The organism is Gemmatimonadales bacterium (assembly GCA_019637315.1).
Classification (GTDB): Bacteria; Gemmatimonadota; Gemmatimonadetes; order Gemmatimonadales; family GWC2-71-9; genus SHZU01.
Genome location: JAHBVU010000016.1, coordinates 74,179 through 84,282, shown reverse-complemented (window position 1 = coordinate 84,282; position 10,104 = coordinate 74,179). Strand labels below are relative to the sequence as shown.

General features: G+C 64.0%; 8 protein-coding genes and 1 riboswitch. Of the genes, 3 read left to right on the top strand and 5 right to left on the bottom strand.

From position 1 onward, the window contains the following. Positions 1-133 precede the first annotated feature (133 nt). The gene (metH, locus tag KF785_14000; GenBank protein ID MBX3147876.1) at positions 134-3,859 is read right to left on the bottom strand and encodes a methionine synthase; all 3,726 of its coding nucleotides are present in this window, start codon (positions 3,857-3,859) and stop codon (positions 134-136) included. Between the two features lie 28 nt (positions 3,860-3,887). Then, a riboswitch (SAM riboswitch) is annotated at positions 3,888-3,964 on the bottom strand. Positions 3,965-4,072: 108 nt separating this feature from the next. On the opposite strand from metH, the gene KF785_13995 reads away from it, so the two are divergent. Next, positions 4,073-6,151 carry a S9 family peptidase gene (locus tag KF785_13995; protein ID MBX3147875.1) on the top strand — a complete coding sequence of 693 codons (2,079 nt, stop codon included), beginning with the start codon at positions 4,073-4,075 and terminating at the stop codon, positions 6,149-6,151. Position 6,152: 1 nt separating this feature from the next. On the opposite strand, the gene KF785_13990 is transcribed toward KF785_13995, so the two are convergent. The 3 genes from KF785_13990 to KF785_13980 are packed head-to-tail and all read right to left on the bottom strand — an operon-like array spanning position 6,153 to position 7,310. After that, positions 6,153-6,443, bottom strand: coding sequence for a YggU family protein (locus KF785_13990; GenBank protein ID MBX3147874.1), 291 nt, complete (start codon positions 6,441-6,443; stop codon positions 6,153-6,155). After that, entirely contained in the window at positions 6,443-7,036 is a 594-nt protein-coding gene (locus tag KF785_13985) for a YggT family protein (GenBank protein MBX3147873.1), read from the bottom strand. Before KF785_13985 ends, KF785_13990 begins: the two co-directional genes overlap by 1 nt. 4 nt (positions 7,037-7,040) lie before the next feature. After that, a complete protein-coding gene (locus KF785_13980; protein ID MBX3147872.1) occupies positions 7,041-7,310 on the bottom strand; it encodes a hypothetical protein in 270 nt (89 codons plus the stop codon). A gap of 463 nt (positions 7,311-7,773) precedes the next feature. Here KF785_13980 and KF785_13975 point away from each other — a divergent pair, with 463 nt between their 5' ends. Together KF785_13975 and KF785_13970 are read left to right on the top strand one after the other, a co-directional pair. After that, the gene (locus KF785_13975; protein ID MBX3147871.1) at positions 7,774-8,568 is read left to right on the top strand and encodes a hypothetical protein; all 795 of its coding nucleotides are present in this window, start codon (positions 7,774-7,776) and stop codon (positions 8,566-8,568) included. 8 nt (positions 8,569-8,576) lie between these two features. Further along, positions 8,577-9,572, top strand: coding sequence for a hypothetical protein (locus KF785_13970; protein ID MBX3147870.1), 996 nt, complete (start codon positions 8,577-8,579; stop codon positions 9,570-9,572). Positions 9,573-9,639: 67 nt separating this feature from the next. Here the strand turns inward: KF785_13970 and KF785_13965 are convergent, their stop codons facing one another. Next, on the bottom strand, positions 9,640-10,014 hold the full coding sequence (locus KF785_13965; GenBank protein MBX3147869.1) for a hypothetical protein: 375 nt from the start codon (positions 10,012-10,014) through the stop codon (positions 9,640-9,642). Between the last annotated feature and the right edge of the window lie 90 nt (positions 10,015-10,104).

Below are 10,104 nucleotides of genomic sequence, written 5' to 3'. Positions count from 1 at the left end.
GAGCAAAGTGGTCGTTGACTGGAGAAAACGACGCCTCGTCCTCGGCCGGAACCGCCTCGCGCGCGCGCAGGTCGATCGAGTCCCGCTCGGGGAGCGGCGAACCATCTTCGAAGGAATCAGTAATGAGATCGCCTCACGGATCGTAACCAAGGTTGGGGGCAAGCCAGCGCTCGACCTCCTCGACCGATAACCCCTTGCGCTCGGCGTAACTTTCCACCTGGTCGCGAGTAATCCTGTCGACCGAGAAATAACGAGCCTCTGGATGCGCGAAATACCAGCCACTGACCGAGGCCGCCGGGTACATGGCGAAACTCTCGGTGAGCTTGATGCCGGTCTTGGACTCGACGTCGAGCAACTTCCACAGAGTGGCCTTCTCCGTGTGATCGGGACACGCGGGATACCCGGGCGCCGGCCGGATCCCCTGATACTTTTCTTCGATGAGTTCGTCCTTGGAAAGGTTATCCGAAGCACCGACGCCCCACTCCTTGCGCGCCTGTTCATGCAGCATCTCGGCGAGCGCTTCCGCGAGCCGATCGGCGAGTGCCTTGGCCATGATCGCATTGTAGGCGTCGTGATCCTTCTCGTAACGCGCGACGATCTCTTCGAGACCGATCCCCGTGGTGACGGCGAACGCGCCCACGTGGTCCTCGAGCCCACTCGCGACCGGCGCGACGTAGTCGGCAAGACACCGGAACGCCTCCTGGCCCTTGCGCTCCCACTGCTGACGGAGCATGTGCAGCCGGGCACGCTCGCGCTTCCGCGCGCCGTCGGCGTAAAGGACGATGTCCTCCCCATCCGCGTTCGCGGGGAAAAAACCATGGACGGCCCGCGCCTGGAGCAGCCGCTTTTCGACGATCTCGCCGAGCAGGCGTCGCGCGTCCGAAAACAGCTTTTTCGCCTCCGCGCCAATCGTCGGATCCTCGAAAATCTTCGGGTATTTGCCGCGAAGTTCCCAGGTTTGAAAGAATGGGGACCAGTCGATGTACTCGGCAATCGTTCCGAGCGGTATGTCCTCGAGGACGCGAACGCCGACGAACGAAGGGGTAAGTAAATTCGCCGACTCCCAATGGATCTGGAACCGTCGCGCGATGGCCTCGTCGAAGGGAACCAACACTTTCTGCTGCCGCTGGGAGAACGCTTGGCGATCCTTTTCCTGCTCGGCCCGGTTTTCCTTGTCGAACGCTTCGCGCAGCTCGGCGCGCCGCAGCCGATCGATCACCCCCACGCTCCGCGAGGCATCGAGCACGTGGACGACCGACTGGGCATAAGCGGGCGCGATTTTTACCGCGGTGTGTTTGGAACTGGTGGTTGCCCCGCCAATGAGAAGCGGAACGGAAAACCCCTCCCGCTGCATCTCGCGCGCGACATGAACCATCTCCTCGAGAGAGGGGGTGATCAAGCCGGAGAGGCCGATAATATCGACGTCGTGCTCCCGCGCCGCCTTCAGGATTTGCTCGCACGGAATCATGACCCCGAGGTCGATGATCTCGTAGTCATTGCATCCGAGCACGACGCCGACGATATTCTTGCCGATGTCGTGGACGTCTCCCTTGACGGTGGCGAGAAGAATCTTGCCCCGCGCCTGGTGCGTACCGCCGGCCTTGGCCTTTTCCGCCTCCATGAAAGGGATCAGATACGCGACCGCCTTCTTCATGACGCGCGCGCTCTTAACGACCTGGGGGAGGAACATCTTGCCGGCGCCGAAGAGATCGCCGACGACGTTCATGCCGTCCATCAGCGGACCTTCGATCACCTCGATCGGACGGGCCGCGCGAAGCCGAGCTTCTTCGGTGTCGGCTTCGATGAACTCCGCGATTCCCTCGACCAGCGCATGGGCCAGTCGCTTCTCGACCGGGAGCTGTCGCCAGGATGCGTCAGCCTCGACTCGAGCACCCTGGTGTTTGAACGTGTCGGCAATCGCGAGCAGGCGCTCGGTCGCGTCGTCGCGTCGATTGAGGACGACGTCTTCGACCCGCTCCAGCAGCTCGGCAGGAATATCGTCGTAGACCTGCAGCGCACCGGCGTTGACGATGCCCATGTCCATCCCGGCCTTGATGGCATGGTACAGAAAGACGGTGTGGATCGCTTCTCGAATCGGGTCGTTGCCGCGGAACGAGAACGACACGTTGCTGACGCCACCGCTCACCAGCGCATGGGGCAGGGTGGCTTTGATCCGCTTGGTCGCCTCGATGAAATCGACGGCGTAGCCTTGGTGCTCCTCGATCCCGGTGGCAATGGCAAAGATGTTGGGGTCGAAGATGATGTCTTCCGGCGGAAAGTCCGCCTGCTCGATCAGCAGCCGATAGGCACGCTCCGCAATGGCCACCTTGCGGTCCGCCGTGTCGGCCTGTCCGGTTTCGTCGAAGGCCATCACGATCACCGCGGCGCCGTAGCGGCGTACCAGCCGTGCCTGACGGAGAAACTCCTCCTCGCCCTCTTTGAGCGAGATCGAGTTGACGATCCCCTTGCCCTGGACGTTCTTGAGCCCCTCCTCGATCACGCTCCACTTTGAGGAGTCGATCATGATCGGGACCTTGGCCACCGCCGGTTCGGACGCAATCATGCGCAGGAAGGTTCGCATCGCAGCCTGCGAGTCGAGCATGCCTTCGTCCATGTTGACGTCGATCAGCTGGGCGCCGCTCTCGACCTGGCTCCGGGCAATCTCGAGCCCAGTCTCGTACTGGCCGTCGAGGATCAACTTGGCAAAGCGGCGGGAGCCCGTGACATTGGTGCGCTCGCCGACGTTGACGAAGAGCGAGTCGGGGCCGATCGTCACAGGCTCGAGGCCACTCAAGCGGAGACGCGGCTCGGGCGCCACCAGTGTCCGCGGTGGCAGCGCGGCCACCGCGGTGGCGATGGCGCGAATGTGGTCCGGTGTGGTGCCGCAGCATCCTCCCACGATGTTGACCAGCCCGCTCTTGGCGAACTCGGCAATCGTGGTCGCCATCGTTTCGGGGGACTCATCGTAGCCGCCGAACTCGTTCGGCAGCCCCGCGTTCGGATGCGCGCTGACGAACGCCGGTGCAATCCGCGAGAGCTCTTGAACGTAGGGCCGCAGCAGGTCGGCGCCCAAGGCGCAGTTGAATCCGACGGACAGGGGTTTGGCGTGCGCGACGGAGTTCCAGAACGCTTCCGCCGTCTGCCCGGACAGGGTGCGGCCGCTGGCGTCGGTGATGGTGCCCGAGATCATGATCGGGAGTCGCTCGCCGCGACGGTCGAAGCACGCCTCGATCGCAAAGATCGCTGCCTTGGCATTGAGCGTATCGAAGATCGTCTCGATCAAGAGCAGGTCGGCGCCACCGTCGATCAGGCCGTTGGCTGCCTCGTCGTACGCGACCACGAGTTCGTCGAACGTCACTCCGCGCGCCGCGGGGTCGTTGACATCCGGCGAGAGTGATGCTGTCCGCGTGGTGGGGCCGAGCACGCCGGCGACATAGCGTGGCGAATCGTCCCGCTCGAACTCGTCCGCGACCTGCCGAGCCAGCTGCGCCGATACCAGGTTGATCTCGTAGACCAGCGATTGCATCCGGTAGTCGGCCATTGCAATGCTGTTGGCGTTGAACGAGTTCGTCTCGACGATATCGGCGCCGGCGTCGAGATAGGCGCGATGAATCCCGGCCACGAGCTCCGGTTGCGTCAGGCACAGCAGGTCGTTGTTGCCGCGCAAGTCGCCAGCCCAGTCGGCAAACCGACTGCCTCGATAGGCTGCTTCATCCAGCTTGTGCCGCTGGATCATGGTGCCGTAGGCGCCGTCGAGAATCACCACGCGGCGGCGGAGCAGGGGCTCCAGTTTGGCAAGGCGCGCGGCGCGACGCTCACGGAGCGCGATCGACGGTTCGATTCGGTCAGCGACGGTCATGCAGTCCCCTCAAACAGGATGCCCGGGGCTGAAAACGCCCCGGGCAAGCGTTTTAGCGTTTGTTTAACGTGGCCGCAATCAGCGCAAATCACCACGGGAGTCGTCAATTGTCTGACAGGTAATCTAAGCAAGCGTCATGCCGGACGCCAATCTGCCGCGGCTCGCGGGTCATACGCCCGTATATTACCGCCACCCAAGCATGAGCAATGATAAATGTCTCCCGGTCCGATCCGTCGTCCCCCGCCCACCCGAGCCGTCGATCAGGTCGATACCCTGCATGGTGTCGAGGTTGCCGATCCGTATCGCTGGCTCGAGAACACCGAGTCGCCGGAGACCGCCGCGTGGATTGCTGCTCAGAACGAGGTGACTTTTGCGTACCTCGAGTCACTGCCGTTGCGCGAGGAGCTCAAGCAGCGGCTGACGGCGCTGTACGACTACGAACGCTATTCCATCCCGTATCATCGGGGTGGCCGGTACTTCTACACGCGTAACACCGGCCTCCAGAACCAGGCGATACTGTACCTGCAGGATTCGCTCGCTGCGGATGGGCGCGAGCTGCTCGATCCGAACGGCCTCTCTCCCGACGGCACGGTGGCGCTTTCCCTGGTCGAGCCGAGCCCGGATGGCCGGCTGCTGCTCTATGGCACCTCAGCCAGTGGCTCCGATTGGCAGGAGTTCAGGATTCGTCAGGTCGATGATGGCATCGACCGCGGCGATCACCTGCGCTGGATCAAGTTTTCACGGGGCAGCTGGACCCGGGATGGCAAGGGATTCTTCTACTCCCGCTATCCTGAGCCGGTTCCAGATGCCGCGTTGAGTGCGCAGAATCGCGACATGAAGGTGTACTACCACCGGCTCGGCACCGATCAGCGGGAGGATCAGCTCGTCTACGAGCGACCGGATCAGCCGGATTGGGGCTTTGCCGGGGAGGTTACCCACGACGGACGCTACCTCGTTCTCACGGTCTGGCTGGGAACGGATTCGCGCACCCGGGTCTACTACCACGATCTGGGCGACCCACTGGCGCCGAACCCGGTCGGCCCGGTGGTAAAGTTGCTCGATGATTTCGACGCAGCCTACGGCTTCATTGGTAATGCGGGGCCAATCTTCTATTTCCGAACCGATCGAGACGCGGCCCGCGGTCGAGTCATTGCCATCGATACGAGGGCACCAGCGCCTGATGCCTGGCGCGAGATCATCTCCGAGGCGGAGCAGCCGCTCGACGCCGTTGCCCTCGTGGGCGGCCGGCTGGTGACGTCGTACCTGGTCGATGCCAAGTCGCGGCTCGCTGTCGTCGATCTCGATGGCAATCCGGTGTCCGAGATTCCGCTGCCTGGTATTGGTACGGCTGGCGGGATTTCGGGAGAGCCGGACCGTCAGGAGATGTTCTTTGCCTTCACCTCGTCGCTGGTGCCGACGTCCATTCTCCGCTACGACCTGCAGGCGGGTGCGCTGACGCCGTTCAGGGCGCCCAAGCTCACTTTCGACCCATCGGTATTCGTTACCGAGCAGGTCTTTGTCACCAGTCGAGACGGTACCCAGGTACCGGTATTCCTGACGCACCGGAAGGAGCTGGTCCGGGACGGATCCCATCCGACGCTACTGTACGGATATGGTGGGTTCAACGCGAATCTGACACCCTTCTTCGATCCTGCAACGATTGCCTGGCTCGAGCAGGGCGGGATCTATGCGCAAGCGAATCTGCGCGGCGGGGGCGAGTACGGGGAGGACTGGCATCGTGCCGGTATGTTCGAGAAGAAGCAGAACGTATTCGACGACTGTACTGCCGTGGCCGAGTACCTGATTCGGGAGGGCTACACGGGCGCCGGGCACCTGGCCGTCGAAGGGGCTTCGAACGGCGGGCTGCTCGTCGGCGCGGTCATGACCCAGCGCCCTGAACTCTTTGCGGTGGCCCTGCCCGACGTCGGTGTGATGGACATGTTGCGTTACCATCACTTCACCATCGGATGGGCCTGGGCAACCGAGTACGGCAGAGCGGATGACGCGGCGCACTTTCATGTGCTTCGCGCCTACTCGCCGCTGCACAACCTGAAGCCGGGCACCAACTATCCGGCAACCCTGGTGACGACGGCCGACCATGACGACCGCGTGGTACCTGGGCATTCGTTCAAGTTTGCGGCTGCGCTCCAGGCCGCGACGACCTGGGACCGGCCCGCCTATATCCGGATCGAGACCAAGGCCGGGCATGGTGCAGGGAAGCCGGTGAGCAAGCTGGTTGAAGCGAGGGCGGATGTGCTGGCCTTTGCGCTGGCCAACACACGCAGCCAGTGAGCTAGTCGGCCAGGCCCAGGGCGAGCCGGGCGGCGGCCACCGTGACGCCTTCGACGGCAACGACTTTGCGGCGTCCCGAAGCACCACCGGTGATGGTCACGGCTCGGCGCGGCAGCGCAAGGCGAGCGGCCAGAAACCTGATGATCTCGTCGTTGGCCGCGCCATCGATCGGTGGGGAGGCGATGCGCAGTTTGAGCGCGTCGCCGTGCATCCCGGCGATTTCGGTTCGCGACGCGCGCGGCTGAACGTGCAGCTCGATCCGGACCCCCTGGGGCGTCGGATGGATCGGCACTAGCCGCCAAGCACCCGGAAAAGCAGGGCCCGCAAGAGCAGCAGCAGCAGATAGGCAACGATCGGACTCGCATCGATGATGCCGAACGGCGGCAATCGCCGGCGAATCGGGGCAAGGATCCACTCGGTCAGCGCGTAGAACGGGCGCATCCCCCGGTGGGTCGACCCCAACCCGAACCAGGTGCCGATGAAGCGTACGAACAGCGCGGCAATGATCAGCGTAATGGCCCAGTCGACCCCGACCCGCGCCAGCATCAGCGGTGAGGCATCACGAAGGGCCAGCAGGGAATAGACGAGCTGGATCAAGCCTCGTGCGACCCAGACGAGGGCCAGCCCAAGCACGACGGCAATCCCGATCAGCCAGAGCGAGGCATCCTGCGGGTTGCCGCCGCGCCGGGCGAGTTGCCGCTCGAGGGGACGAAGCACCGGGTCGGAGAGGCTTCGGACCGTTTTGGACCACGCACCGAGCGGCGCAATGCGGCGGGAACGAACCGCCCAGTGGGTCGCGGCGACGATTGCGGCCAAGCCGACGGCGCTCAACGCGATTGCCCGAATGGCGAGATCGATCAGCCCGGCTACCGGGGCGAGGGCCATCGAGTCAACCCTCGCAGCTGACGGACCGAGGAATGACTCGGCCGCAGGCGATGATGTCGTCCATTCCACGCGCCATTGGTCCGCAGGCAGCGGTCTGAGCCGTTTCTGAGGCCGCTTCCCTGGTCGGACCGGAGGCCTTGGCGCAGCGGCTGGCGCCTCGGAAGTCCACACAGACCTCGCAGGTGATCTGCTGCGGCTTGAAGCTCGTATACGCCAGAATGCCGACGAAGATTGCGACGATGATGGCAAAGACGACTGAACGACTGAGGCGCATGGAGCCCGACTCCGCTCTGGGTGACGTTGCGTGACCGTGGTCGGCGAAGTTAACCTTGTAGAACGATGCAGGTACTCGTCAGCCGACTGATTTTCGTGGTGGCCTTGCTGGGGATGGTGCATTCGACTGCCCCCCGACCGGAGCCTCACTGCGCGCCCCAGCCATCGGCTGCGACGTCACAGCACGATCATCACGGCCCCTCATCCAAAGATACCGATGGGGCCGAGGAATGTCCTCACTGCCCCCCAGTGGAGTGCCGACGGCACTTGCAGTGCAGCTCCACGGTCGATCCTGCTTCGACTGAACCAGCCCCTTTGCCGGCCCCGCCTCCGGGTCAGGAACCCCAGCCTCTGGCTGGTCAGGTACCCCGGTTCCTCTCGCTGCAACCACCCACGCCACCACCGAACGCCCTCATCAGCTGAAACGCCTGGACGTATCGCCGTTCCTTTGATGAGGAGTTGTCATGAGCAGGCCGCAACGAATCCGGCACCTCGCCGCGATTCTGGTGCTGGCAGTGGGGGGTGCCCCCGTTGCCGCGCAGATAGATTATCGTAACCTGGATGTCGGGCGCCCGGTGCGTGTGACCGACGCCCATCCCGTCGAACGCTTCGCCTTCGAGTTCTCGCTTCCCTATGCCGCTGGTCGCGGGCTCGGAGCGGCGAGCCACACCGTATCGCCACACCTCGAGTATGGGATCTATCGGAACCTGATGGTGGGGGTCGGTGTCGAGGTCGACCTTCACCGCACCGGAGGATCGGCCGGACTGGCCGCTGCGGAGATCGGCGCGCTGTGGAACCTCCGGCGGGAAACCCCCTCGCTGCCGGCGCTTGCGCTCAGCCTCGAAGTCGCTCAGCCGCTTCGGGATGGTCGCTTCGGCCGTGATGCCGCGGTCACGCTGACGGGATTGGCGACCCGCTCGATCGGCCGGTCCCGCCTCCATCTGAACGGCGTGATCGGGCTCCTGGTCCCGGAGGCCTCGCATCTCGGTACACCGTGGTGGGCCGGTTTGGCCTGGGATCGAACGCTGTTCCGGACCAGCACCCTCATCGTCGCTGAAGTCGTGGTCAATCGCGATGCGGGTGCGCTGCCGGTCAACTGGAGCGTCGGTGCCGGGCTTCGTCGCCAGCTGACGCCAACGGTGGTGGGCGCGATCGGGGTCGCGCAGGCGCTCGATGCGCTCGACGCCGGAACCTCACTCTCGCTGTCGTTGAGTCATGCCTTTGCGATTCGGAGCCTGATGTCGCGAGGTGTCCGATGAGGATGGTGATGACTGCACTCCTTCTGTCGCTGGCGCCTGGGCTGCTGGCGGGCCAGGGCGGGCGCAACGAAGAGTTTTACTATCCCGGCGCCTTCAACTGGCAGTTCCTGCGGGTCTATCCCGATGCGGCTCGGCTCTTCAATGCCTTCGACTACGGGCACGCGATCCTCTACGAGCGCTTGCTGGTTGATCCGACCGGGTCGGTTGATCGTCTGGAGCATCGTGAGTTCCGCTACCTGGTCGACGATCTGCTGCGGCGCCCGCCCCGGTTCTCGGTTGCCGAGGAAGCGATCATGCCCCGATACAGCCGTACCGTGTGGCGGGCGAAGTTGATGTTTGAACGCGCCCACGTCCTGCACCGCCAGCTCTACGATGTCTATGCGGACGAGCGACTCTCGACGGAGCAGCAGGTGGGTTTGGTCGAGGCCCTGACCGATCGCTACCTGGCCGACCGGGACTATGCGTTTACGGATCAGCCCAAGGCGATGGCCCTAATGGACGAGCAGTACTTCAGTCAGGTGTTCCGGGTCGGGTACCCCAAGTTCAACGGATTGATCTGGGCCTACCACTGGCTTCAGGTCGGTCTCTACGAACCGCTGATTGCTGAGCATGATGTGGCAGCCAAACGCGCTGGGGTCGACTCTACGGTGGCACGGTTCTGGGCCATGGTGGATGGAGCGCCCGCTGCGCTGCCGACCGTCATGCCGATGACGTCAGCGGTTGCCCCGCATTTCAGCGGTCGCCACCCGCGGGCGGCGATCATCTTCGACAACCTGCACATGATGCACGACATCATCTCGGATGTGCTGGCCTCGCCGAAGGTGGCGCCTGGCGACAAGGCGCGGGTCATCGAAGCGGCGCTCGACGAGTTCCAGAATCCGATCAGTAACGTGATCAGCATCGAACACTGGCGGATGATGGCGGATCACATGGGCGGCGTCGAGGCGATGGGCGGTGTCGCCGGGCGACCCGCTGCGTCGCGATCCGATCATCGACATCACTGATCCGAGCACAAAAAAACCGGCGGCTCCCAAGCTGCGGAGCCGCCGGCGTGTCGGCTGGTCAGGGTTCTCAGTTGCCGGCAATCCCTGGGGTGGCCTCGGGGGCAATGCCATCGGCAATCGGAACGATGCCGGTCCGCCAGCCACTTTCGAAGACGACAGTGAGGCGATACCCCAGCGTGTCGACCTCGACGCTGCGAACGCCCGGAAGCGTACGCGCGTACTCCGCCGCTTTGGTCGTCTGGACCGCCCGCGCCTCGTGTGATTGCCCTCCATCCCACTGGGCCAGGGCCCGCCCGATTGCCACAGCGCGCGCCTGTTCGGTGCCGTACCTGGCAAACTGCTCGGCCGGGATCAAGCCAGCCTGATCCGACAGCTTGGAGTCGAGATTGTAGAGGCGGCAGCCTCCGGTCAGGGCCAGAATGGCCAGCAGGGTTCCACGCATGCGCCAGCGCCTTGCAAAGGGGTCGATTTTACGTCGGGAATATATAGTGGAGGATGGGAGAAGAGGCTAGATTCCCGGATACTCCGAGCG